The organism is Bradyrhizobium sp. Ses1, from assembly GCF_059512365.1.
This window is the reverse complement of sequence record NZ_JCAMOQ010000030.1, coordinates 72313-97012: the sequence shown is the minus strand read 5'-3', so window position 1 is coordinate 97012 and position 24700 is coordinate 72313. Positions and strand designations below refer to the sequence as shown.

The 24700-nt window shown below is 63.4% G+C and carries 23 protein-coding genes; 13 read left to right on the top strand and 10 right to left on the bottom strand.

The features are described from left to right. The first annotated feature begins 237 nt into the window (after positions 1–237). Positions 238–1566 carry a H(+)/Cl(-) exchange transporter ClcA gene (gene clcA / locus AC5ZG5_RS28700; protein ID WP_456642079.1) on the top strand — a complete coding sequence of 443 codons (1329 nt, stop codon included), beginning with the start codon at positions 238–240 and terminating at the stop codon, positions 1564–1566. 167 nt (positions 1567–1733) lie between these two features. Here clcA and mobA read toward each other — a convergent pair whose 3' ends face one another. Next, the gene (mobA, locus tag AC5ZG5_RS28695) at positions 1734–2366 is read right to left on the bottom strand and encodes a molybdenum cofactor guanylyltransferase MobA (RefSeq protein ID WP_456642195.1); all 633 of its coding nucleotides are present in this window, start codon (positions 2364–2366) and stop codon (positions 1734–1736) included. A gap of 171 nt (positions 2367–2537) precedes the next feature. Then, positions 2538–3428 (bottom strand): formate dehydrogenase accessory sulfurtransferase FdhD, encoded by an 891-nt coding sequence (locus AC5ZG5_RS28690; RefSeq protein ID WP_456642078.1) that lies wholly within the window; start codon positions 3426–3428, stop codon positions 2538–2540. Between the two features lie 186 nt (positions 3429–3614). Between AC5ZG5_RS28690 and mobB the strand changes: the two genes are divergently transcribed. From mobB to AC5ZG5_RS28650, 8 genes are all read left to right on the top strand, one after another. After that, complete coding sequence (gene mobB / locus AC5ZG5_RS28685; RefSeq protein ID WP_130224521.1) at positions 3615–4136, top strand: molybdopterin-guanine dinucleotide biosynthesis protein B; 522 nt, start codon at positions 3615–3617, stop codon at positions 4134–4136. 1 nt (position 4137) lies between these two features. Next, entirely contained in the window at positions 4138–5391 is a 1254-nt protein-coding gene (locus tag AC5ZG5_RS28680; protein ID WP_130224519.1) for a molybdopterin molybdotransferase MoeA, read from the top strand. Positions 5392–5443: 52 nt separating this feature from the next. Beyond that, on the top strand, positions 5444–5716 hold the full coding sequence (locus tag AC5ZG5_RS28675) for a sulfurtransferase TusA family protein (RefSeq protein ID WP_028166541.1): 273 nt from the start codon (positions 5444–5446) through the stop codon (positions 5714–5716). A 341-nt stretch (positions 5717–6057) separates the two neighbouring features. Beyond that, on the top strand, positions 6058–7713 hold the full coding sequence (locus tag AC5ZG5_RS28670; protein ID WP_456642077.1) for an OFA family MFS transporter: 1656 nt from the start codon (positions 6058–6060) through the stop codon (positions 7711–7713). Positions 7714–7801: 88 nt separating this feature from the next. Further along, positions 7802–8077, top strand: coding sequence for a hypothetical protein (locus AC5ZG5_RS28665; RefSeq protein WP_456642076.1), 276 nt, complete (start codon positions 7802–7804; stop codon positions 8075–8077). A 160-nt stretch (positions 8078–8237) separates the two neighbouring features. Beyond that, positions 8238–9944: an NADH-ubiquinone oxidoreductase-F iron-sulfur binding region domain-containing protein gene (locus AC5ZG5_RS28660; RefSeq protein WP_456642075.1), complete on the top strand. Its 1707-nt coding sequence runs from the start codon at positions 8238–8240 to the stop codon at positions 9942–9944. Then, entirely contained in the window at positions 9941–12706 is a 2766-nt protein-coding gene (gene fdhF / locus AC5ZG5_RS28655) for a formate dehydrogenase subunit alpha (protein ID WP_456642074.1), read from the top strand. Before AC5ZG5_RS28660 ends, fdhF begins: the two co-directional genes overlap by 4 nt. 185 nt (positions 12707–12891) lie before the next feature. Continuing rightward, on the top strand, positions 12892–13320 hold the full coding sequence (locus AC5ZG5_RS28650) for a universal stress protein (RefSeq protein WP_456642073.1): 429 nt from the start codon (positions 12892–12894) through the stop codon (positions 13318–13320). 300 nt (positions 13321–13620) lie between these two features. Here AC5ZG5_RS28650 and AC5ZG5_RS28645 read toward each other — a convergent pair whose 3' ends face one another. Next, positions 13621–13863 carry a hypothetical protein gene (locus AC5ZG5_RS28645; protein WP_028166547.1) on the bottom strand — a complete coding sequence of 81 codons (243 nt, stop codon included), beginning with the start codon at positions 13861–13863 and terminating at the stop codon, positions 13621–13623. 584 nt (positions 13864–14447) lie between these two features. On the opposite strand from AC5ZG5_RS28645, the gene AC5ZG5_RS28640 reads away from it, so the two are divergent. Beyond that, positions 14448–14627: a hypothetical protein gene (locus AC5ZG5_RS28640; RefSeq protein WP_035691301.1), complete on the top strand. Its 180-nt coding sequence runs from the start codon at positions 14448–14450 to the stop codon at positions 14625–14627. A 113-nt stretch (positions 14628–14740) separates the two neighbouring features. Here AC5ZG5_RS28640 and AC5ZG5_RS28635 read toward each other — a convergent pair whose 3' ends face one another. The 7 genes from AC5ZG5_RS28635 to AC5ZG5_RS28605 form a co-directional block, all read right to left on the bottom strand. Next, positions 14741–16699, bottom strand: coding sequence for a DEAD/DEAH box helicase (locus AC5ZG5_RS28635; protein WP_456642072.1), 1959 nt, complete (start codon positions 16697–16699; stop codon positions 14741–14743). A gap of 323 nt (positions 16700–17022) precedes the next feature. After that, positions 17023–17973: a 4-hydroxy-tetrahydrodipicolinate synthase gene (gene dapA, locus AC5ZG5_RS28630; protein WP_456642071.1), complete on the bottom strand. Its 951-nt coding sequence runs from the start codon at positions 17971–17973 to the stop codon at positions 17023–17025. A 28-nt stretch (positions 17974–18001) separates the two neighbouring features. After that, the gene (locus tag AC5ZG5_RS28625; RefSeq protein ID WP_456642070.1) at positions 18002–18433 is read right to left on the bottom strand and encodes a hypothetical protein; all 432 of its coding nucleotides are present in this window, start codon (positions 18431–18433) and stop codon (positions 18002–18004) included. A gap of 37 nt (positions 18434–18470) precedes the next feature. Next, on the bottom strand, positions 18471–18911 hold the full coding sequence (locus AC5ZG5_RS28620) for a hypothetical protein (RefSeq protein WP_456671174.1): 441 nt from the start codon (positions 18909–18911) through the stop codon (positions 18471–18473). A gap of 36 nt (positions 18912–18947) precedes the next feature. Continuing rightward, positions 18948–19217 carry a hypothetical protein gene (locus AC5ZG5_RS28615; RefSeq protein WP_456642194.1) on the bottom strand — a complete coding sequence of 90 codons (270 nt, stop codon included), beginning with the start codon at positions 19215–19217 and terminating at the stop codon, positions 18948–18950. A gap of 139 nt (positions 19218–19356) precedes the next feature. After that, complete coding sequence (locus AC5ZG5_RS28610; RefSeq protein ID WP_456642068.1) at positions 19357–19629, bottom strand: hypothetical protein; 273 nt, start codon at positions 19627–19629, stop codon at positions 19357–19359. Between the two features lie 12 nt (positions 19630–19641). Further along, positions 19642–20106 carry a hypothetical protein gene (locus AC5ZG5_RS28605; RefSeq protein WP_456642067.1) on the bottom strand — a complete coding sequence of 155 codons (465 nt, stop codon included), beginning with the start codon at positions 20104–20106 and terminating at the stop codon, positions 19642–19644. Positions 20107–20615: 509 nt separating this feature from the next. On the opposite strand from AC5ZG5_RS28605, the gene AC5ZG5_RS28600 reads away from it, so the two are divergent. From AC5ZG5_RS28600 to kdpB, 3 genes are all read left to right on the top strand, one after another. Beyond that, positions 20616–20705: a K(+)-transporting ATPase subunit F gene (locus AC5ZG5_RS28600; RefSeq protein WP_016846764.1), complete on the top strand. Its 90-nt coding sequence runs from the start codon at positions 20616–20618 to the stop codon at positions 20703–20705. Between the two features lie 117 nt (positions 20706–20822). Then, positions 20823–22526 (top strand): potassium-transporting ATPase subunit KdpA, encoded by a 1704-nt coding sequence (kdpA, locus tag AC5ZG5_RS28595; RefSeq protein ID WP_456642066.1) that lies wholly within the window; start codon positions 20823–20825, stop codon positions 22524–22526. Positions 22527–22549: 23 nt separating this feature from the next. Then, a complete protein-coding gene (kdpB, locus tag AC5ZG5_RS28590; protein WP_456642065.1) occupies positions 22550–24664 on the top strand; it encodes a potassium-transporting ATPase subunit KdpB in 2115 nt (704 codons plus the stop codon). Positions 24665–24700 lie beyond the last annotated feature (36 nt).

Genomic DNA, 24700 nt, shown 5'->3' with positions numbered 1-24700 from the left:
CAACGTTCGTGACGATCGCGACCCGCCCCTCATTCGCGCTGAGACGCGCGGAGTTAAATCACTGATTTGCCCGACGGCGAAAGCGGAATGTTTTTCGCGGCGTGAGTGGACAGGGCAAATCAGATTGAAATCATTGAACAAATTTCTCTGACCGGAAATTCGCTCTTGCCGATTCCCATTCGCCGGCGATTTCGGCCAAACTCGTTCCCTGAAACACATCGAAAGTTCGGCGCAACCGTGGACCATAAGCCCGACGATGAGCGATTAGTCGCAGACGAAGGTCGCAGCCTGCTGGGCCTCGTAGCGGCGGCGCTCGTCGTTGGGGCCGTCACCGGATGTGTCGGGGCGAACTTCCGCCTCTTGCTCGAGCAGGCCGATCGCTTGCGCGATGCGGTAATCGCCTGGGCGCATGGCCACGGCGTCTTGGGATTCCTGATTGTCGTGGGCGCATGCGCTGGTGCCACCTTGCTCGCGGCGTGGACGGTGCGGCGGTTCTCGCCGCACGCGTCGGGCAGCGGCATTCCGCATGTGGAAGCCGTCCTGCACGGGCAGGTCCCGCCGGCTCCGTTTGGCTTGGTGCCGGTGAAATTCATCGGCGGTATCCTGGCAATCGGCTCCGGCCTCGCGCTGGGCCGCGAGGGGCCGACCGTGCAGATGGGCGCAGGCATCGCGGTCTTCACCGCGCGCATCTGCCGGCTCTGCTGGGCGGACGCACGCGTACTGCTGGCCGCGGGTGCCGGCGCTGGCCTGGCGACGGCCTTCAATGCGCCGATCGCTGGGCTCGCCTTCATACTTGAGGAGCTGATGCACAAATTCGACCGCCGCGTCGCTGTCGCGGCCCTCGCCACGCTGGCAACGGCGATCCCGGTTGCAAGGCTGTTTATCGGCGACGCGCCCGATTTCCAGATCGTTCCGCTGAACACTCCGAGCGCGGTATCCGCGCCGCTGTTCCTTGCGCTGGGGGCCGTCGCGGGCCTGCTCGCCGTTGCGTACAATCGCACGCTGCTCGCGTTCATCGCAGCTAGCGACCGGTTCGCGCGGCTGCCGATCGAGCTCCGAGCCGGATTGATCGGCGCAAGCGTCGGCATATTGGCCTGGTTTGCGCCCGAGCTGGTCGGGGGCGGAGATCAGATCACGCAGCGCACGCTGATCGGCCAGGATAGTCTTGCGATCGTCGCCTCCGCATTCCTGATCCGGTTCGCTCTCGGTGCTTTATCATACGCTGCCGGCACTCCCGGCGGACTCTTCGCCCCTCTGCTGGTGCTGGGAGCCCAGTCGGGGCTGCTGTTCGGAGCAGCCTGCCGCCTTGTATTTCCGGAACTCGCGATCGAGCCGCATGCATTTGCGCTAGTGGGCATGGCCGCCTTCTTCGCGGGCGTGGTACGGGCGCCGGTGACCGGCATCGTTCTCGTCGCCGAGATGACGGGCAACGTGACGATGCTGCTGCCGATGCTTGGCGCCTGCTTCGTAGCGATGCTGCTGCCCCCGCTGCTGCACAATCCACCGATCTACGATTCCTTGCGCGAACGGACACTGCGCCTCGAGCAGAAGATCAGACGGGAATGAGCGGGTGGAGGGCGGTCGCGGAAATGGCTCCGTCATTCCGGGGCGATGCGATAGCATCGAGCCCGGAATCCATTTCACCACCAGCTCATGCGGCCCGATGGATTCTCTGATGTGCAATTGCACATCATAGCTCGCGCCACGAGGCGCGCCCCGGAATGACAGCAGTGTCAGTCGTGTGCCGCATCCACTGCCGCGAGCCGTTCGGCCTCGGCGATATCCTCGACCGTGTTCGCGTTGAAGAAGGGGTCGAGCGGCTCGGTCGGCCAGGTCACAGTGGCGAGCCTGTAGCGGGCGGTCCAGCGGTCGATCTTCCTGACATCTTCGACGACGAGGGCGTGGCGGAGTTCGTCGCGCAGCGACACGCTCCACAATCCGATCACCGGATGCGACTGATCGCCCGAGGCCGCCACGGCCAGTTGCGCGTCTTCCTTTACCATTGCGTCGTGGAGCCGTGAGACGAGATCGCGCGGCAGGAACGGGCAGTCGCCGGCTGCGCTCAGCACCAGCGACACGTCGGGCCGGTTCGCCGCCATCCAGTCCAGTGCCGCCAGAATGCCGGCGAGGGGCCCTGGGAAATCGGCGACGCTGTCGGCGACGACGGGCAATCCGAACGCGGCGAAGCGGGCGGGATCGCCATTGGCGTTGAGGATGAGGCCGTCGCATTGCGGCGCGAGACGCGCGATCACGCGCTCCAAAATGCTGCGGCCGCCGATCGTGCGCATGGGCTTGTCGCCGCCGCCCATGCGCCGCGCGAGGCCGCCTGCCAAAAGAACGCCGGGAATTATGTCGCGTGAGGCCATCTGCTTCACCTCCCCCGCTTGCGGGGGAGGTCGCTGCGCTCGAAGAGCGCAGCGGGTGAGGGCTCTCTCCATACGGGGAGTCCCATCGCGGAGACACCCTCACCCCGACCCTCTCCCGCAAGCGGGAGAGGGAGTGCAGCCGCTTCTCGGATGCAGTTCGAGCTCATCATGCTAGTCGTCACGCGCTTCGCCCTTGCGCTTGTGCTTGGCGGATTCTTCCTCGACATAATCGAGGTTCTGATCGAACACGATGCGCTCCTGGCCTGACAGCGCGATGAAACGCTTGCCGCGCGTGCGTCCGATCAGCGTCAGGCCGACCTGCCGCGCCAGTTCGACGCCCCAGGCGGTGAACCCGGAGCGCGACACCAGAATCGGAATGCCCATCCGCACCGTCTTGATCACCATCTCCGAGGTCAGCCGTCCCGTGGTGTAGAGGATCTTGTCGCCGGGATCGACGCCGTGGCGGTAGATCCAACCGGCGATCTTGTCGACGGCGTTGTGGCGGCCGACATCCTCGGTGTAGCAGATCGGCGTTCCCTCCTTGCACAAGACGCAGCCATGGATCGCACCAGCTTCGAGATAGAGCGAGGGCATGGTGTTGATCGCATGCGTCATCTGGTAGAGCCAGGAGGTGCGCAATTCCGCCTTCGGCAGCGCCACGCTTTCGACCGCCTCCAGGAGATCGCCGAAAGCTGTGCCCTGGGCGCAGCCCGAGGTCTGGGTGCGCTTCTTCAGCTTCTGCTCGAAATTGGTGTGGTGCTCGGTGCGCACGACCACCACCTGCAGATCGTCGTCATATTCGACCTCGGTGACGACGTCGTCGTATTTGAGCATGTTCTGGTTGAGGAGATAGCCGAGCGCGAGATATTCGGGGTAGTCGCCGATCGTCATCATGGTGACGATCTCCTGCGCGTTCAGGTACAGCGTCAGCGGGCGCTCCATCGGCACCTTGATCTCGACGCTGGCGCCGGTCTGGTCTGTCCCGGTCACGCGCTCGGTCAGGCGCGGGTCGTCCGGGTTGGGGACGATCAGGGGAACGGGCGGTTTGTCGATCCTCATCATGGCGGCCAGGTTAGCATGACTTTCCCTGCCATCCGATATAAGCATGTCGGAAGCTTAGGGAAATATGGCCCTCCCGTCATTGCGAGCGGAGCGAAGCAATCCATCCATCCTCGCGGAAACTGTGGATTGCTTCGTCGCTTCGCTCCTCGCAATGACGGCGGTGGCGGTTCCGGAGAACAGAACGGGATGAAAGTGATCGGACTCGCGGGCTGGAGCGGCGCCGGCAAGACCACCTTGCTGTCGCGCGTGATTCCGCATCTGCTGGCACAGGGTCTGCGCGTGTCCGTGATCAAGCATGCCCATCACGAATTCGATGTCGACGTGCCCGGCAAGGATTCCTGGGTGCACCGCCAGGCGGGCGCGACCGAGGTGCTGGTCTCCTCAAGCCGGCGCTGGGCCTTGATGCATGAGCTGCGCGGCGCCGGCGAGCCGCGGCTGGCCGAGCTGCTCGCCAAGATGTCGCAGGTCGATCTCGTCGTGGTCGAAGGCTTCAAGCGCGAGCCGCTGCGCAAGATCGAGGTGCATCGTGCCGCCAACAGCAAGCCGCTGCTGTTCCCCGATGATCCCGGCATCGTCGGGATCGCGACGGATGCGACGATTGAAACCCGGCTGCCGACCGCCCACCTCGATGATGTCACCGCCGTTGCCGCCATGATGCAGCGCGCCGCTGTTGCGGTCGACGAAATCCTGGCGAAGAGCGAGACCTGAAATGGCGCAACTGTCCGACGATTGCTTTGCCTCCAGCGGGCCGATGATGTCGGTCGGTGAGGCCGTGCGCCTGATCGCGACTCGGGTGACGGCGATAGCCGATATCGAGACCGTCGCGCTCGCGGAGGCCGACGGGCGCATCCTCGCCAATGAGATTTTGGCGCCGTTGCCGCTGCCGCCCTTCACCAATTCCGCCGTCGATGGCTATGCGGTCGCAAGCCGCGATCTTCCCACAGGTTCGGAACAGGCGTTTCCCATCAGCGGACGGGTGCAGGCGGGCGCCGCGGCGAATGCGCCGATCGAGCGCGGTCATGCTGTGCGCATCTTCACGGGCGCGCCGATGCCTGACGGTGCCGACACCGTGTTCATGCAGGAGGACGTCCGCGTCGAGGGCGATAACGTCGTTCTGCCCGCAGGCCTGCAGCCGGGCGCCAATGTGCGGCCGGCGGGTGAAGACATTCCGCTCGGCCACGCCGCGTTGCAGATTGGAAAGCGCTTGCGCCCGCAGGATGTCGCGCTGGCCGCAGCGTTCGGCCTTGTCAGGCTCGACGTGATCAGGCGGATCCGCGTCGCGGTGTTCTCGACCGGCGATGAGCTGGTTTCGCCCGGAGAGCGCCGTGCGGCGCCGCAGCTCTTCGACTCCAACCGCTTCATGCTGATGGCGATGCTGCGGCGACTTGGCTGCGAGGTCAGTGACCTCGGCATTCTGCGCGACGAGCCTGCGAGCCTCGCACGCGCGCTGAAGGACGTCGCAGGCCACCACGATCTGATCCTCACCACCGGCGGCGTCTCGACTGGCGAGGAGGATCACGTCAAGGCCGGCGTCGAGAGCGTCGGCCGCCTGGTGCTGTGGCGGATGGCGATCAAGCCGGGGCGCCCGGTCGCGATGGGCATCATCGGCGGCACGCCGTTCATCGGCCTGCCGGGCAATCCCGTCGCGAGCTTCGTCACCTTCGTTCACGTGGTGCGGCCAACCATCCTGGCGCTGTCCGGCGGCGCGCCGGAGCCGCTGGTGCCGATGCCGGTGCGGGCCGGCTTCACCTACAAGAAGAAGGTCGGGCGCCGCGAATATGTCCGCGTCAATCTGCGTAAGGCGCCGGATGGTATGCTCGAAGCGATCAAGTTTCCGCGCGAGGGCGCGGGGCTGTTGTCGTCGCTGGTCGACACCGATGGCCTGGTCGAGCTTGGCGAACACATCACACACGTCGAGCCCGGCCAGACCGTCGGATTCCTGTCCTATGCAAGCCTGATCTGAAGCCGTCGCGTAGCGATTGACGCTGTGCGAATGCTTCGCCATGGTCGGAAACATGACGACGACAAAACTCGATCTCACCGGTCTCAAATGTCCGCTGCCCGCGCTCAAGACGCGCAAGGCACTGAAGGCGGTCAAGCCGGGTGATTTTCTCGAAGTGCTCTGCACCGATCCATTGTCGGTGATCGATATCCCGAACCTGATCCGCGAGACCGGCGACAAGGTCGAGATCACCGAGCGGAGCGAGAGCCGCATCGTGTTTTTGATCGAGAAGACAAATGGGACGATAGAGAAAATCAATGATGCCTCGTCCGCATCGCAACAATAGCCGTGCGCTGCAATAATCGCTCTGGTTGATACCTACCTTTTTCCTATCGACACATTTTAGCCCTTCTGTCCCAATTGAACCTCTCCGCGGTGTCGCGGAGATCAATGACGCTCGGGCTACACACGAGCGACTCCGGGCGGGGCACGTCTTCATTTATCAGGTTGGCGCCGTCACTGAGCATATTGTGTCGCGTCGGGGGTTGGGAATTCCGAAAAGCGCTTGATGATCTCTGGCGCACAGAAAGAAGTCGTGGAGCGGCAGCGCCGGTTCCGCGACGACAATTTGGTTGGATCAACGAAAGCGAGCACGCTCGATTGAAGAGCGGCCGCAGGGAGGATCGGATGACGACGATTAGCAGCACCGGCGCTGTGGCCGGCGCGGGGCTTGGTTTCCTCGACAAGGAGCACACGATTGCGACCGCCGGCTTCAACCGTTGGCTGGTGCCGCCGGCCGCACTCTGCATCCATCTGTGCATCGGCATGGCCTACGGCTTCTCGGTGTTCTGGCTGCCGCTGTCGCGCGCGATCGGATTGAACGCGCCGAAGGCCTGCCCCGATATCTCGCTGTGGCAGGAATTGTTCACGACCACCTGCGACTGGAAGGTGGCGAGTCTCGGGTGGATGTACACGCTGTTCTTCGTGCTGCTCGGCGTGTCCGCCGCGATCTGGGGCGGCTGGCTCGAACGTGTCGGTCCGCGCAAGGCAGGGTTCGTCGCGGCGCTGTGCTGGGCCGGCGGACTCGTGATCGGCGCGCTCGGCGTCTACGTCCATCAGCTCTGGCTGATGTGGCTCGGCGCCGGCGTGATCGGCGGCGTCGGCCTCGGGCTTGGTTACATCTCGCCGGTGTCGACATTGGTGAAATGGTTTCCCGATCGCCGCGGCATGGCGACCGGCATGGCCATCATGGGGTTCGGCGGCGGCGCCATGATCGGCGCGCCCCTTGCCAATCTCTTGATGAACTATTTCAAGACACCGACCTCGGTCGGCGTCTGGGAAACCTTCCTGGCGATGGGCGTGATCTATTTCGTGTTCATGACGATCGGCGCCTTCCGCTATCGCATCCCGCCGACGGGCTGGCAGCCCGAGGGCTGGACGCCGCCGGCCAAGGCCAATGCGATGATCTCGACCAACAACGTCCATCTCGACAACGCACACAAGACGCCGCAGTTCTGGCTGATCTGGTGGGTGCTCTGCCTCAACGTCTCAGCAGGCATCGGCGTGATCGGCATGGCCTCGCCGATGCTGCAGGAGATCTTTGGCGGCAAATTGATCGGATTGCCCGATGTCGGCTTCAACCAGCTCGATGCGTCGCAGAAGGCGCAGATCGCCGGCATCGCGGCAGGCTTCGCCGGGCTGCTGTCACTGTTCAACATCGGCGGCCGTTTCTTCTGGGCGTCGCTGTCGGACAAGATCGGGCGCAAGAACACCTACTACACGTTCTTCCTGCTCGGCATTGCGCTCTATGCGCTGGCGCCGACCTTTGCCGCCATGGGCTCGAAACTTCTGTTCGTGCTCGGCTTCGGCATCATCCTGTCGATGTATGGCGGCGGCTTTGCGACCGTGCCGGCGTATCTCGCCGACATGTTCGGAACGCAGTTCGTGGGCGCCATTCACGGCCGGCTGCTGACGGCGTGGTCGACCGCCGGCATCATCGGCCCGGTCGTCGTGAACTATATCCGCGAGTTCCAACTCGCTGCCGGCGTTCCGCGCGACCAGCTCTACAACACCACGATGTACATCCTCTGCGCCATGCTGATCGCGGGCCTGATCTGCAACTACCTGGTCAAGCCGGTCGATGCGAAGTGGCACATGAGCGAGGCGGAAGTGGCAAAACTGCAGGCGGCGAGCGCGAGTGCGGATGCGGCCGGTCCGCATGGTTCCTACGGCATCGGGTTCGGCGGACTGGATGCCAAGGCCGCGCTGTTCTGGGCCTTTGTCGGCATTCCCCTGGCCTGGGGCGTCTGGAAGACGCTGGAGAGCGCGGTCAAGATCTTCTGATCGAGCTTGGCGCCGCGGGCGATGCGTTCGCCCGCGGCGCTTTTTTTCATCCATTCAATTGAACGAATAGAACAAGGGAATTTTCGCGATGTTTCGTATCGGAACTGGTGCCGCCGCCGCGCTGTTGATTACGAGCCTGCTGACTGCGGCTTCGGCCCAAACGCCCGCGCCTTCCGCGCCTGCCGCCGCGAGCGAGGCGAAGCCTTCCAGGGCGAAGCTCACAGCCGCGAGGCTGAAGGACATGAAGGCCAAATGGAGCGCCAACAGGGGCAAGCTGAAAGCCTGTCGCCAGGAGGTCAAAGCCAAGGGATTGGCAGGCGACGACCGCTGGTTCTACATCGAGGACTGCATGGGTAAGACCTGAGGACAGGTTTGTCGCGGGGGAAACGGAGCGGGGGCATGCGCCGGCGGCATGCCCCTTAAATGCTTCTTCGGACGCGATAATTTTCTCTTGGCATTGGTCTTGGCATCTGGCATGCCAAAGATTAGAGTTGATCTAAAGCGTGGTAAGAACGGATGCTTCAATGACTGTCCATGACGTGCATGAGGTTCGCGCGTTCGAGCACCCTGGCGCCGGGCGGCGCAAGGCCAAGGCGACGCCGAAGGGACGCCAGATCGATCCGACGGCCGCGCATGACGTCGAGCAGTTGCTCGGCGACCGGCCGCGCCGGCGCGATCTGTTGATCGAATTCCTGCACCTGATCCAGGACAAGTATCACCAGATCTCCGCCGCGCATCTCGCTGCGCTCGCGGACGAGATGAAATTGTCGTTCGCGGAAGTGTTCGAGACCGCGACGTTCTACGCGCATTTCGACGTGGTTAAGGAAGGTCAGCCGGATGTCGCGCCGCTTACCATCCGCGTCTGCGACTCGCTCACCTGCGCGATGCTCGGCGGCGAAAAGCTGCTGGAGCAATTGCAGGACTCGGCTGGTCCCGGCATCCGCGTGGTGCGCGCGCCCTGCGTCGGCCGCTGCGACACCGCGCCGGTCGCGGAAGTCGGCCACAACTTCGTCGATCACGCGACGGTCGAGAGCGTGCTGGCGACGGCGAAGGCTGGCGAGACGCACGCGCATCTGCCTGATTATGTCGGCTACAACGCCTACGTTGCCGGCGGTGGCTACCGATTGCTGAACCGGCTGCGCGCGGGCGAAGTGTCGAACGACGAGATCCTGAAGGCGCTCGACAACGCCTCGCTGCGCGGACTCGGCGGCGCGGGATTCCCCACCGGGCGCAAATGGCGCGCGGTGCTCGGCGAACCCGGGCCGCGGCTGATGGCGGTCAATGGCGACGAGGGCGAGCCCGGCACGATCAAGGATCGCTATTATCTCGAGACCGATCCGCATCGCTTCCTCGAGGGCATGCTGATCGGCGCCCACGTGGTCGAAGCCGCCGACGTCTACGTCTACATCCGCGACGAATATCCGGCGGTGCGCGAAATCCTCGCGCGCGAGATCGCAAAGCTTCCGGCCGGCGGTCCGCGCCTGCATCTGCGTCGCGGCGCCGGCGCTTACATCTGCGGCGAGGAATCCTCGCTGCTCGAGAGCATCGAGGGCAAGCGCGGATTGCCGCGGCACAAGCCGCCTTATCCGTTCCAGGTCGGGCTGTTCGGCCTGCCGACGCTGATCAACAATGTCGAGACATTGTGGTGGGTGCGCGACATCGTCGATAAGGGCGCCGACTGGTGGAAGAGCCACGGCCGCAACGACCGTCAGGGTCTGCGCAGCTTCTCGGTCTCGGGCCGCGTGAAAAATCCCGGCGTGAAGCTGGCGCCGGCCGGCATCACCGTGCGCGAGCTGATCGACGAATATTGCGGCGGCATGGCCGATGGCCACACCTTCCATGCCTATCTGCCGGGCGGCGCCTCCGGCGGCATCCTGCCGGCGACGATGGACGATATCCCGCTCGACTTCGGCACATTGGAAAAATACGGCTGCTTCATCGGCTCGGCCGCGATCGTGATCCTGTCGCAAGCGGACAGCGTGAAGGCGGCGGCGCTCAATCTGATGCGCTTCTTCGAAGATGAGAGCTGCGGGCAATGCACGCCTTGCCGCGTCGGCACGCAGAAGGCGGTGATGTTAATGGAACGGCCGGTCTGGAACCGGGCGCTGCTCGAGGAACTGGGCCAGGCGATGCGCGATGCGTCGATCTGCGGTCTCGGCCAGGCCGCCTCGAATCCCCTGACCTCCGTGATTAAATACTTCCCCGACGAGTTCAAGGAAGCTGCGGAATGACGACGATCCAGTTCGAACTCGACGGCAAGCAGGTCGAAGCGAAAGCAGGCGAGACCATCTGGCAGGTTGCGAAACGGCAGGGCCAGGAGATCCCGCATCTCTGCTATTCGCCGGCGCCGGACTATCGCCCCGACGGCAATTGCCGCGCCTGCATGGTCGAGATCGAAGGCGAGCGCGTGCTCGCCGCCTCCTGCAAGCGCACGCCGTCTGTCGGCATGAAGGTGAAGACGGCCTCTAGCCGCGCCGTTGCCGCGCAGAAGATGGTGATGGAGCTTCTGGTCGCCGACCAGCCGGCGCGCGAGACCTCGCACGATCCTGATTCAAAGTTCTGGCACTGGGCGGAGAAGACCGGCGTCACCGAGAGCCGCTTCCCAGCGGCGGAGCGCTGGGACGCCGATGCCAGCCATCCGGCGATGCGCGTCAATCTCGACGCCTGCATCCAGTGCGGTCTGTGCGTGCGCGCCTGCCGCGAGGTGCAGGTCAACGACGTCATCGGCATGGCCTATCGCAATGCCGATGCCAAGATCGTGTTCGACTTCGACGATCCGATGGGAGAATCGACCTGCGTCGCCTGCGGCGAATGCGTGCAGGCCTGCCCGACCGGCGCGCTGATGCCCGCCGTGATGCTCGACGAGAAGCAGACCCGCGTTACTTATCCCGACCGCAAGGTGGATTCGCTTTGTCCGTTCTGCGGCGTGGGTTGCCAGGTGACCTATCAGGTCAAGGACGAGAAGGTGATCTATGCCGAAGGCCGCGATGGTCCGGCCAATCACAACCGGCTCTGCGTCAAGGGCCGCTTCGGCTTCGACTACATCCATCATCCGCATCGCTTGACCAAGCCGCTGGTGCGGTTGCCGAACGCCAGGAAGGACGCCAACGACCAGGTCGATCCGGCCAATCCGTTCACGCATTTCCGTGAGGCGAGCTGGGAGGAGGCGCTCGAGATCGCCGCGCGCGGCCTCGTCAAGATTCGCGACGAGAAGGGCGTGAAGGCGCTCGCCGGCTTCGGCTCGGCGAAAGGATCCAATGAGGAAGCCTATCTGTTTCAGAAGCTGGTGCGCACCGGCTTCGGCTCCAACAATGTCGATCACTGCACGCGGCTGTGCCACGCGTCATCGGTGGCGGCGCTGACGGAGGGCCTGAATTCCGGCGCGGTGTCGGCGCCGTTCTCGGCGGCAATGGATGCCGAGGTGATCATCGTGATCGGCGCCAATCCGACCGTGAACCATCCGGTGGCCGCGACCTATATCAAGAACGCGGCCAAGCGCGGGGCGAAATTGATCGTGATGGATCCACGGCTGCAGTCGCTGTCGCGCCATGCCGATAAGCATCTCGCCTTCAAGCCGGGAAGCGACGTCGCGATGCTGAACGCGATGATCAACACGATCATCACCGAGGGCCTGACCGACGAGCAGTACATCGCCGGCTACACCGAAGGTTTCGACGAGCTGAAGGCCAAGATCGTGGACTTCACTCCGGAGAAGATGGAGCCGATCTGCGGTATCCCGGCCGAGACCTTGCGCGAAGTGGCGCGGCTCTACGCCCGCGCGAAATCCTCGATCATCTTCTGGGGCATGGGTATCAGCCAGCATGTCCATGGCACCGACAATGCGCGCTGCCTGATTGCGCTGGCGCTGATCACGGGTCAGGTCGGCCGTCCCGGCACCGGCCTGCATCCGCTGCGCGGCCAGAACAACGTGCAGGGCGCGTCCGACGCCGGCCTGATCCCGATGTTCCTGCCGGACTACCAGCCTGTCGGCCGCGTCGATCTGCGCGGCAAGTTCGAGGAGCTCTGGCAGAAGAGCCTCGATCCGGTGCGCGGGCTGACCGTGGTCGAGATCATGAACGCGATCCATGCCGGCGAGATCAACGGCATGTATATCGAGGGCGAAAATCCCGCGATGTCCGATCCCGATCTGCAGCACGCGCGCGAGGCGCTTGCCATGCTCGATCACCTCGTGGTGCAGGATCTCTTCGTTACGGAGACCGCGTTCCATGCCGACGTCATCCTGCCGGCTTCGGCGTTTGCGGAGAAGTCCGGCACCTTCACCAACACCGACCGCCGCGTGCAGCTCGCGCGCGAGGTGATCAAGCCGCCGGGCGACGCGCGGCAGGATCTCTGGATCATCCAGGAGATCGGCAAGCGCATGGGCCTGCCGTGGAATTACAGCGGTCCGGCCGACGTCTTCGCCGAGATGGCCGAGCTGATGCCTTCGCTGAAGAACATCACCTGGGAACGCCTGGTGCGCGAGGGCGCGGTGACCTATCCGGTCGACGACCCAGATAAGCCCGGCAACGAGATCATCTTCACCACCGGTTTCCCGACCGAAAGCGGCCGCGGCAAGATCGTGCCGGCGCATGTCATCCCGCCGGATGAACTGCCCGACGCCGAATATCCGATGGTGCTCTCGACCGGCCGCGTGCTGGAGCACTGGCACACGGGATCGATGACCCGCCGCGCATCCGTGCTCGACCAGATCGAGCCGGAGGCGGTCGCCTTCATGTCGCCGAAGGACATGCGGCGCATGCAGCTCTGGCCCGGCGATTTCATCCGGCTCCAGACCCGCCGCGGCGCCGTCGAGGTGAAGGTGCGCTCCGACCGCGACGTGCCTGTCAACATGGTGTTCATGCCGTTCTGCTACGCGGAAGCTGCGGCCAACCTCTTGACCAATCCGGCGCTCGATCCGTTCGGCAAGATTCCGGAATTCAAGTTCTGCGCCGTGCGCGCGGAAAAGGCCGAACTCCGCTCGGCAGCGGAGTAGGCGCTGCTGCCTTTATGCCGCTTCTGTGCGGGATGGCGGCTGCGCGGCAGCGAAATGATACGATTGGCCAAGTGCGCACATCTGGCCGCAGCACGATGGGCCGATGGATTGATCTATCTCAAGGCTCTTTCCGAAACGCGGGCCCAGCTTACCTTCGCAAGGCAGCGACAATCGGGAGGTGAAGCATGTACCGGCATATTCTCATTCCGACAGATGGGTCGGAGCTGGCGGAGCATGGGGTGGCGCATGGGTTGGCGTTGGCGAAATCCCTTGGAGCCAAGGTATCTGTCATCTTCGTTGTGGAACCGTTTTCAGAGATGTCAGGGCGGTTCCTTGAAGCAGTCGCAACATATGCCGAGCTGCGCAAGGAGCAGGCGACGAGCGCGTTGGATCGCGCGGCAAATGCGGCCAAGGAGGCCGGTGTCTCCTGCGAGACGATTCAAGCGGAGAACGGGCAACCCCATCAAGCAATCATCGCAGCAGCCGAGGACAAAGGCTGCGATCTCATCGTCATGTCATCGCATGGACGCAGCGGGCTTTCCATGCTTCTCATGGGAAGTGTGACCAACAAGGTGCTGGCGCACGCGAAAACCCCCGTACTGGTTTGTCAGTAGCGACAAGTCGCCGGGGCGCACCAGGCCAGTAGGGTCGAACAATTTACGGCACCCGCAAATTCGCCTTGAGACACTTGTTGGAACACTTGGGTTCAAATACAGGCAGCACCCCTTCCTCCTATAGGAACGGATCGGCTGCTCAGGACGCTTCCCGAACGCTGAAGAGGCCTGCCTGAATATCCGTTCCGGGTCATTCGCGTCGATTGGGCGATGCCGCAACCGCGTCCGGTCTCCCCCTAGCAGCAGGCGCCTTGGCGGCCGCCTCTGGCCACGAACGCACCGCCGCGGGACCCCGCGGCCTTACTTCGAGGCTTTGGTGATCTTGTGCTCCAAGTGGCCGGTCTCATGATCACGACGGAGCTGGCTCAATGATGTCTCGTTCAGCTTAAGTAGAACCTCACGGAGCTTCTCTGTGTCAGGATAGCCAGCCGCGAAACTCTGACCGTACACCTTGCGCAACGTGCGAATGAGGGTGTTTCCGTGTTTGGCGCTGATTTCTCCGTCCTTGTTGCGGTGGCGATTGTCGAGAGTTGCCTTGCTCATGCTGCCCTCCATTGTGTCCGCGCCAACAGCATCCACCCGCCGAGACCAAATCGCAACAACGCGTGCTGGGAAATACACTTTGCGCTGCATAGCTTTTGGTGGCCGTGGGCGATTGGCTCGCGGAGTGCTTGCTTGACTCGTCCCGCCTCCGTTCAATGCGACCACGGATACTAAAGGCATGTTCGGGACGTATTAGGTCAACGTTACTGACGCGCTCTTAGACCGCGAGTCGCTCTGCCACAGCGCTCGTTTTTGCTTTCACCAGCCTGGGCCGGGAGCAACAGGATGCATTGCATTACGGCAAGCTCCACGCTAGAGCAGCCGTAACTTCTAGAGGTAAACACATGTCATATGCCTATAAGCTGAATGAAGACGTTCATCACCAGCCCCAAGGTCCGCGAGGACGTGCCTCAACTGAGGCGCCAATGATTTATACCATCGTTCAACTTATGCCCATCGAGGCAGATGGACGTCTTAGATACCGCATCAAGAGCAAGTCGGAGAATATCGAGCGAGTCGTTACGGAAGATCAGCTTTCGTATTCTCAGTGATTTAGCGCGCTTGATGACGGTAGGAGCCTAGTCGTGCTGAATGATCGAGAAAATATCCTGCGTGCGCTCCGCGAGAAGCCGCTCAAAGTGTACGAGGTCATGAAACGCGCCAATGTCGTGAATGAAGAAGCTTGCCAATCCCTCCTGTTGAAAATGCGAGACGAAGGCCTGGTGAAGTTCGATATCAACAAAGGGCGATGGCGCATCGGATGATTCGTGAATTGCGGGCGACCGTCCAGCGTTGATCACAGAAGACTCGCTGCGGCGATTAGGAACAGGTTCAGACTTGAAGGACTGAGCGTCCCGCAGCACCCGATGGCGGCAGATCAGCCGCGACGATTCTTCCTTGCCTTCTTTCCGAATGCGGCTTTCGCAGGCGACGCGTTTGCCGGCTGCCGTTGTCCAGCATGGCCGGACTTGTTCCGGTGTTTCTTTTTCTTCCCGAAACCCGGCTCGCTGGCAAATTTCGACCCGCTTTCGCGGTGAGGCTTGCCGCGTTGCTTCGGTCCTGTCGCGTCACGAGAATTGTCGCTTCGAAGAGCATTGTGATCGAAGTCGCCGGCTTCGCGCCAAGGCGAGTGTGACTGCTTTTCCAAAGGTGCCTGATCTGGGGGAGTGTCTGCCAGCGGCTCGATGCGGATGTTGTCTTCCTTATCCGGACGTCGGATCTTGGCGGCGAAGGATCCTGCGACCCGCTCGGAAATTTCGAACTCGGTGGTGGTGTCCAGAATCCGGATGGCGCCAATGTCACGCTTGTCGATGCCGCCACGACGGCAAATCATCGGCAAGAGCCAGCGCGCTTCTGCATTCTTTTTTCGTCCGATGGCGGCCCGGAACCATACGCTGGCCTCCGCCATGCCGTGACGCGACGATGATCTTCCCGTTTTCGATCGGGGCCCGGTGGGGCGTTCATCGCCGCGCGATGTCCGGATGTGTTCTCGACCGCGGTCGTCACGAGGTCGGCTGCGATCCTGGCCGGGATCGAGAATGTCTTCGGGCGAAGGAAGCCGCGCGCGATAAAGCCGCGCGAGCGCCGCGGCGATATCCTCAGCCGACCGCTCGGCAAGCAATGCCCGCGCCAGCACCAGATCGTCGGCGGTCGTCTCCTCGGTGAAAACGGCATCCGTGAGCATACGTTCATGATCAAGCCTGCGGATTTCATCGGCCTGGGGAGCCGTGCCCCAGACGACGTCAAAGCCGGCCAGATTCAGCAGCAATTCCGCGCGTCGTTTTCGGGCGGGCGGCACCAGCAGGATGCTCACGCCCTTGCGGCCCGCACGACCGGTGCGGCCCGAGCGGTGCTGCATGACCTCCGCGTCCTTTGGCAGATCCGCATGAATGACGAGGTCGAGGCTCGGCAGGTCGATACCGCGCGCCGCCACGTCGGTCGCCACGCAGACGCGCGAACGTCCGTCGCGCAACGCCTGCAGCGCCAGGGTTCGCTCGTTCTGCGTCATTTCACCGGAGAGAGCGACCACGGAAAACCCACGCTCGAGCAGCGCCGCCTGCAAATGCCTGACCGCATCTCTCGTGTTGCAAAACACAAGTGCGCTCGGCGATTCGAAAAAGCGCAATACGTTGACGACCGCGTGCTCGACATCATCAGGAGCAATCCGGATGGCGCGGTACTCGATATCGGCATGACCGCCTTCGTCGCCCGCGACCTCGATCCGAGAGGCCTGTTGCTGGTACTGTTTTGCCAGCGCAACGATGCCGCGCGGAAAAGTCGCCGAGAACAACAACGTGCGGCGCGTGTCCGGCGTGGTCTTGAGGATGAATTCCATATCCTCGCGAAAACCGAGATTGAGCATTTCATCGGCCTCGTCGAGGACGACAGCCTTCAATTCCGAGATGTCGAGATGGCCGCGCCGCAAGTGATCGCACAATCGGCCGGGCGTCCCGACCACGATGTGGGCGCCCGCGGCAAGCTCGCGCTGTTCGCGGCGCGGATCCATGCCGCCGACGCAGGAGACGACGCGCGCACCCGCGTATTGATAAAGCCATGCGAGTTCGCGATGGACCTGCAAGGCGAGTTCGCGCGTTGGCGCGACGATCAAGGCAAGCGGCGCGGCCGCCCGCTGAAACCGCTCGACGCTGCCCAAAAGATCCTTTGCAATTGCCAGCCCGTAAGCGACGGTCTTGCCCGAGCCGGTTTGGGCCGAAACGAGAAGGTCGCGGTCGACAGCTTCTGCCGCAAGCACGGCGATCTGAACAGGGGTCGGCCGATCGTAGCTGCGCTCGGCTAAAGCTCGGGCGAGCGGCGGACTTGTGGTCGGGAATGACACGAGATGGAAACCTTTGTTGGCTCAGGCGCAGAACGTCGAGCCGAGTGACTTGAAGCTGCGTGCCCGGCAGACGGCACAGCCGCACGCGCGGCGATCTGATTCAGATGCTTTACGCCAAGAGAAGCCAGATCGCTACCCCAGGATGAGGTTGACGGTCAGGGATGAGCCGGCGCGACTTCCGCTCCGGGTCATTTTCGACCGACTCTATCGGCTTTACCTGCGATGTAATGTCCGTTTGTCCCCAAAGCAACCAGTGCCGGGACTCAGCCAAGAACTAGCGTTTGGCTGGATGCCTGTGCTGCAAACTTTCCCTACACAACTTGCTACGACCGCTTCGCTCGCTGGTGGCGCACCGGTGCGGCGGGCAAAGTATCCTGCACGTCAGACCATTCTTCGTCGCCGAGTTCGGCGATCGCCTTCGTGACCTCGTCCTTGGCCGCATCGTTCAACTGAACGATCGGTAGGCGCGTGTCGGGCTGGATCAGCCCAAGCAGCGACAGCGCGTACTTCAGCGCCGCTGGATGCTCGGCGGCGAGCAGCCCGGCAATCGGGAACAGGCGGCTGAACAGATACCCGGCCGATTGCGGTCGTCCTTCCCTATGGCTTGCAAGAACCGCCTGGCAGAGTTCCGGTACGAGGTTCGCGACTGCCGAGATGCAGCCGTGTCCGCCGCCGCCCATGAAGGGCAGCGCGATCAAGTCATCGCCCGAAAGCAAGCGGAAATGCGGCGGCAGCGACGTGCGTATGCGGACCAGGCGTCCGACATCGCCGCTGCTGTCGCGCAATCCGATGAACTGCTCGGATTCAGCTAGGCGCTCAAGCGTTGCGTCGGAGAGTTCGCGAAGGGTGCGCGAGGGAACGTCGTGCAGGATAACCGGAAGCGCGGTCGCCTCGGCCACTGCGCGGAAATGCGCGAGGAGTCCAGCCTGCATCGGCTTGTTGTAGTAGGGGACCACCGAGAGCACGGCATCGGCACCGGCTGCCTCCGCCTGCCGCGTCAGTTCGACCGCGCGGTCTGTTGCGTTGGATCCGGCGCCGGCGATGACGCTGATACGGCCATGCGCGACCTCGACGGCGCGGCGAACGAGGCCGGCCTTCTCTCCCGTCGTCAGGGTTGGCGCCTCGCCCGTGGTCTCGCCGACCACGATCGCACTGGCGCCGGCTGCGATCTGACGCTCGCAGAGCCGCGCAAAGGCATCGAAATCGATCTCGCCGTCTTCGCCGAACGGCGTTGGAAGGTCGGGGATGTAGCCCGCGAGCCAGTCCTGTTTCATGTGTCGTCCTTCGGAATAGGCACCGCATTTAATATCTGGCGGCGCGTGAGCGCGTGCCGGGGAGTGGAGCATTGCTGCGCGGTGCCAATCCGCGCCACAGCCAGTTGTTGACCTTGGGCTTTCTGATGCGCGGCGGCGCCGTATCGATTTCGATTTCGACCGCGCTTGCGAATGCCCGCTTCAGGCGGGCGTCCTCGATTCGCTCAAGATACTGACGCAAGATGGCATCGGCGGCGTCGTTCTGCCGTGGAATGGCGCTGCAGAGGTCGGCGCTGATCTTGCGGAAGAAGCGGAAATTCGGCTGCTCCTCGGAGCTGTGGCCGCCGCGATCGATCTCCGCGGCTATCGCCATCACGTTCAACCGATCGGCATTATCGAGCGTTACGGCAAAGCGCAGAAGCGCCAGTTGCCAGGCGCGCAGCAGCCTGCTGTGCCATTCAACCGGATCCTGCGATTCCATTGGTAACGCCTTCCCAGCCGCGCAAATGCTTCGCGGTTCACGCCGCTCTTTCCATTTGTGCGAAACCCTGCCGGTGAGCGGCAAGCACGAGGCCGCGTTGGCACCTCACGCCTGCCTCGATCCGGAAGCCCATTTGCTCCAGCTTCCTTCGGATGTTGAGGCAGAATTCGCCTTCACGGGAGTCGATCAGGATCGCAATGGTGGCGTTCGCGCTGAGGAATTGCGAGACTTCCAGGAGCGCCGCCTCGATCGCCGCCAGGGATTTGTCTCCCGTGAGCAGGCCGATGCTGTGCTGTCTCCTGGGCAGCCGGCAGGTTGCGGTTGTCGCGACCTGAACGAAGCCGCGCCTGCGCAGCGAAAGATAGAGCTCCATGGCTCCACTTCCCGCGATGATCGTGCGGCGCAGGTTGGACAGGTGCGTCAGTGTGATCATCGTATCGACGACCTGGTCGCGGTCGGCAACTAAACAAGGCTGCATCATCTGACTCCTCCTGAATGTAGGCCGCGAATCGGATCAGGCGACGCGTCGCGCGGCTGTTGCTTGTGACGGCGCGGCGGAGGAACTGCGGTTCATGTCAAGTTCGAATTCGCGCGACAGTTCGACGATGGTTTCTGGATGATGCCCGTTCTCGAACAGCGCGTATTTGACTGCCTGGGAGCGATTGACGAACAGCCCGCCGTAGAGACCGTTCTGTTCCTGGGCGACCCACTGGCCGCGCCGGTTCCGTCCGATAAAGACGAGAGGCGAAGCAGAGCTACACGATGGAGGTTCGTCGAGTTTTATGTTCACGAGTTTCATTTTTGTGATTCCCTCACGAGACTTGGTAACGCGTTCAATATCTTTGCGGGCGGATATGAAATCGAGGAGGGCGGGTGGGCGATCTCATAAGGGACGTATAAGGTCGCCAGGCCCGTCGCGTGGGTTATCGCCCGGTGGCCGAGGCGAGCGCGCAAAGCGCGGCATAGGCTGCCATCTCGTCCCAATGGTTGAGATCGGCATCCATGAATTGCTCCCGCCGTGTCAGGGCGATGACGGCACAGAGCACGGTGGACATCCAGAGCAGCGCGATGAAGCTGCGGCCAAAGCCGATGCTCCCGAACAGCGCGAAGCCGGTCAGGATCAGCAGCCGAAACACAAATCGAACCAGGACCTGGGCGGATTTCAGCTTTTGCGGCAGGTTTGGCAGTGGCTGCACGGCGCTGCTCGCTCAGGCGAAATTGTCGCTCAGCATCGGCTGGTAGAAGCCGTCGGCATGACGTTCGACGCTCGGCACGCTGGGGCGGCTCGATGGTGCGGCGATCTGCTGTGCCTCGACGAACGCGCTCAAGATGGCGAGCGCCAGATCGGCATGATGGGTCTCGATCGATTGATCGAGCCAGTCGGGCAGTTCGCGCTCGCGCGATAGCGCGCAGTACCATTCGCCGTCGTCATAGGCGAGGCGACGAACCTGCCATTGCGGCAGTTCGAGGTCGAGCAGCGCCAGCGCTGCATCGGTCCACGCGCCCAGTTTGATCAGTGCCTCGACGCGCGCCGTCTTGTCGCGCCGTCCTTGCGAGGGAAAGCGTCGGCAATAGTCGCGGATGAGGTCGGACATCAGTTCGACTGTCACTCTACCGGCGTCCCGCAGCCGAAGGCCGAAGTCGGCGGTCAAGGGTTCTGAAAGCAGTGACATGGCGAGACCTATCGATCATGCGGCTTGACGAAATGCCGCAGGTCAAAAGTGGTCAAAACGCCATTTGAAAACGAGATGGGGCGGCGGCCGGAAATATAGGGATTTCATAAAGATGGACGGGGCGCGCGATGCCGAACCTCACGCGTCGTCCCGACAAACGCCAGGGCCCAGATCACCATTCTGTGTTTGGAAGCGTGCTGTGGCGGCCCCACCTCTTTGGCGATACCGATACCGGAGGTTGTGGGTCCCGGCTAGGCCAAGGGCTCGCCGCGGCGCGCAAGCCTGAGAAGCGGATCTTTATAAGATTCCTATAACGACGCCGCAGCCTACATCTCGAAAACCTATGCGGCGGGTGGCACCTCACCTCGGAACCAGAACGGGCCTTTGTCGGCCCGTTATGCATAGGAGCCTCCAATGCTTGATCTCGTCATGCTGGCGCTCATGGCGGCATTTTTCGCAGCCGGCATAGGCTACGCCTACGCCTGCGAACGGCTGTGAGGGAGTGCGCCATGATTTTCGACTATTCGCTCGCCGGCCTCGTCTCGCTCGGCCTTCTCTTCTACCTCACCTATGCGCTGCTGCGCCCTGAGCGGTTTTGATCAGCGCCATGTTCATGATCGGGCAGCTTCTCCTGGCAGATGCGGCGCTGACCATCCTGCTCGTCGGCGTGCTTGCCGTGCTGCTGCGATCAAAGCCCATTCGAAAGGTTTAATGCCATGACCGCCATCGGCTGGTTCCAAATAATCCTCTTTTGCGCCGCCGTCGTCGCGCTGGTCAAGCCGCTCGGCTGGTACATGACGCGCGTCTTCAACGGCGAGGCGACTTTCCTGTCGCCGGTGCTGCGCCCGGTGGAGCGCGGGTTCTACTGGATCAGCGGCGTCGACGAAAGGCGCGAACAGCACTGGCTGACCTATACGGTCGCGATGCTTCTGTTTCATATCGGCGGCTTCCTGATCATCTACGGCGTGATGCGGCTGCAGGCCGTGTTGCCGTTCAATCCGGCGGACCAGGCCGCCGTTGCCCCGGATCTGTCGTTCAACACCGCGGTCTCCTTTCTCACTAACACCAACTGGCAGAACTACGGCGGTGAAAGCACGGTGTCGTACCTGGTCCAGATGCTCGGCCTGACGCACCAGAACTTCCTCTCGGCTGCGACCGGCATGGTGCTCGCGGTGGCGTTGATCCGCGGCTTCGCCCGCGCCTCTGTACGCACGATCGGCAATTTCTGGGTCGATATCACCCGCTGCACGCTCTACATCCTGCTGCCGATCTGCACCGTCTATTCGCTGTTCCTGGTGTCGCAGGGCATGCCGCAGACGCTCGGGCCCTATGTCGATGCGACCACGCTCGAAGGCGCCAAGCAGACCATCGCCGTCGGCCCGGTGGCCTCGCAGGTCGCGATCAAGATGCTCGGCACCAATGGCGGCGGCTTCTTCAACGCCAACGCCGCACACCCCTTCGAGAATCCGACCGCGCTGTCGAACTTCGTGCAGATGCTCTCGATCTTCGTGATCGGCGCCGCGTTCACCAACGTGTTCGGCCGCATGGTCGGCAACCAGCGCCAGGGCTGGGCGATCCTCGCGGTAATGGGCGTGCTGTTCGTCGCCGGCGTTTTGGTCTGCTACTGGGCCGAGGCCAACGGCACCACCGCGCTGCATGCGCTGGGGCTGTCCGGCGGCAACATGGAAGGCAAGGACGTCCGCTTCGGCATCGTCGCGTCCTCGCTGTTCGCCGTCGTCACCACCGCGGCGTCCTGCGGCGCCGTCAATGCCATGCATGACAGCTTCACCGCGCTCGGCGGCATGATCCCGCTGGTTAACATGCAGCTCGGCGAAATCATCGTCGGCGGCGTCGGCGCCGGTCTTTATGGCATGCTGCTGTTTGTCGTGCTGGCGATCTTCGTCGCCGGCCTGATGGTCGGCCGTACGCCGGAATATGTCGGCAAGAAGATCGAGGCGCGCGAGGTCAAGATGGCGATGCTCGCGATCCTGGTGCTGCCGCTGATGTATCTCGGCTGGACCGCGGTCGCCGTGGTGCTGCCGTCCGCGGTTGCTTCGATGGCCAATGCCGGCCCGCACGGCTTCACCGAGGTGCTCTATGCCTTCACCTCGGCGACCGGCAATAACGGCTCGGCCTTTGCAGGTCTCACCGGCAACACCTTCTTCTACAACCTCACGCTCGCCAGCGCGATGTTCGTCGGCCGCTTCTTCATGATCGTGCCGGCAATGGCGATTGCGGGTTCGCTGGCGCAGAAGAAGTCGGTCCCGCCGTCGGCCGGCACGTTCCCGACCACCGGCGGCCTGTTCGTCGGTCTCGTCGTCGGCGTGATCCTGATCATCGGCGGCCTCACCTTCTTCCCGGCGCTGGCGCTCGGACCGATCGTCGAGCATCTCGCCATGAACGCCAACACCCTGTTCTGATCGAATTGATTGGAGTCACATCCATGGAAACCATGAAACTGCAAAAGCAGGTGAGGGCGTCGACCATGCTCGACCCCAAAATCCTGGTACCTGCGATCAAATCGTCCTTCATCAAGCTCGATCCGCGGCTGATGGCGAAGAACCCCGTGATGTTCGTGGTCGAGATCGTCGCCGCGCTCACCACGGTGATCTTCCTGCGTGACCTCGTCACCGGCGCGGAGAACATCGGCTTCACTTTCCAGATCATCCTGTGGCTCTGGTTCACGGTGCTGTTCGCCAATTTCGCCGAAGCCGTCGCCGAGGGACGCGGCAAGGCGCAGGCGGATTCGCTGAAGAAGACCCGCACCGAGAGCCAGGCCAAGCTGCTGGAAGGTTCGGGGCGGAACTACCGCCTCGTCCCCGGCACCGCGCTCAAGGTCGGCGACATCGTTCTGGTCGAGGCCGGCGACATCATCCCGTCCGACGGCGAGGTGATCGAAGGCGTGGCCTCGGTCAACGAAGCCGCGATCACTGGCGAGTCCGCGCCCGTGATCCGTGAATCCGGCGGCGACCGTTCGGCGGTGACCGGCGGCACGCAGGTGCTGTCGGACTGGATCCGCGTCCGCATCACAGCGGCGCAGGGCTCGACCTTCATCGACCGCATGATCCGGCTGGTCGAAGGCGCCGAGCGGCAGAAGACGCCGAACGAGATTGCGCTGAACATCCTGCTGGCCGGCCTCACCATCATCTTCGTGTTCGCGACCGTGACGATCCCGAGCTACGCGGCCTATGCCGGCGGCTCGATCTCGGTCGTGGTGCTGGTGGCGCTGTTCGTGACGCTGATCCCGACCACGATCGGCGCGCTGCTCTCGGCGATCGGCATCGCCGGCATGGACCGCCTGGTGCGCTTCAACGTGCTGGCAATGTCCGGCCGCGCGGTGGAAGCCGCCGGCGACGTCGACACGCTGTTGCTCGACAAAACCGGCACCATCACGCTCGGCAACCGCCAGGCGACCGCGTTCCGCCCCGTGCGTGGCGTCACCGAGCAGGAGCTTGCCGATGCCGCGCAGCTCGCCTCGCTCGCCGACGAGACGCCGGAAGGCCGTTCCATCGTCGTGCTGGCCAAGGAGAAATACGGCATCCGCAGCCGCGACATGCATGAGCTCGCCGCGATCTTCGTGCCGTTCACCGCGCAGACCCGCATGAGCGGCATCGATGCCGGCTCGTCCGCGGTCCGCAAGGGCGCGGTGGATGCGATCCTCAACTATATCGGCGGCGGCACCGCGCAGTCGCTGGCGAGCGGCAATGCCGTCCGCGCCCTCCAGGCCAATGTCAACACCGACGCCGCGCGCGAACTGCAGAGCATTGCCGACGAGATCGCCAAGGAAGGCGGCACGCCGCTCGCCGTGGCCAAAGACGGCCGGCTGCTCGGCGTCATCCACCTCAAGGATATCGTCAAGGGCGGCATCCGCGAGCGTTTCGCCGAGCTGCGCCGCATGGGCATCCGGACCGTGATGATCACCGGCGACAATCCGATGACCGCGGCGGCGATCGCGGCCGAAGCCGGCGTCGACGACTTCCTGGCGCAGGCCACGCCCGAGGACAAGCTCAAGCTGATTCGCGACGAGCAGGCCAAGGGCAAGCTGGTGGCGATGTGCGGCGACGGCACCAACGACGCGCCGGCGCTCGCGCAAGCCGACGTCGGCGTCGCCATGAACACCGGCACCCAGGCCGCGCGCGAAGCCGGCAACATGGTCGATCTCGACTCCAACCCGACCAAGCTGATCGAGGTGGTCGAGATCGGCAAGCAGCTCCTGATGACCCGCGGTGCGCTGACGACGTTCTCGATCGCCAACGATGTCGCGAAATATTTCGCAATCATCCCGGCGATGTTCCTGGCGTTCTATCCGCAGCTCGGCGTGCTCAACATCATGGGCCTTTCGAGCCCGCAGAGCGCGATCCTGTCGGCGATCATCTTCAACGCGCTGATCATCATCGCGTTGATCCCGCTGGCGCTGAAGGGCGTGGCCTATCGCGCCATCGGCGCCGGCGCGCTGCTCCGCCGCAACCTGATGATCTACGGCTTAGGGGGCATCATCATCCCCTTCATCGGCATCAAGGCGATCGACCTCGCGGTCGCAGCCTTGCACCTGGCTTAATGGACACCGTCATTACGAGGAGCGAAGCGACGAAGC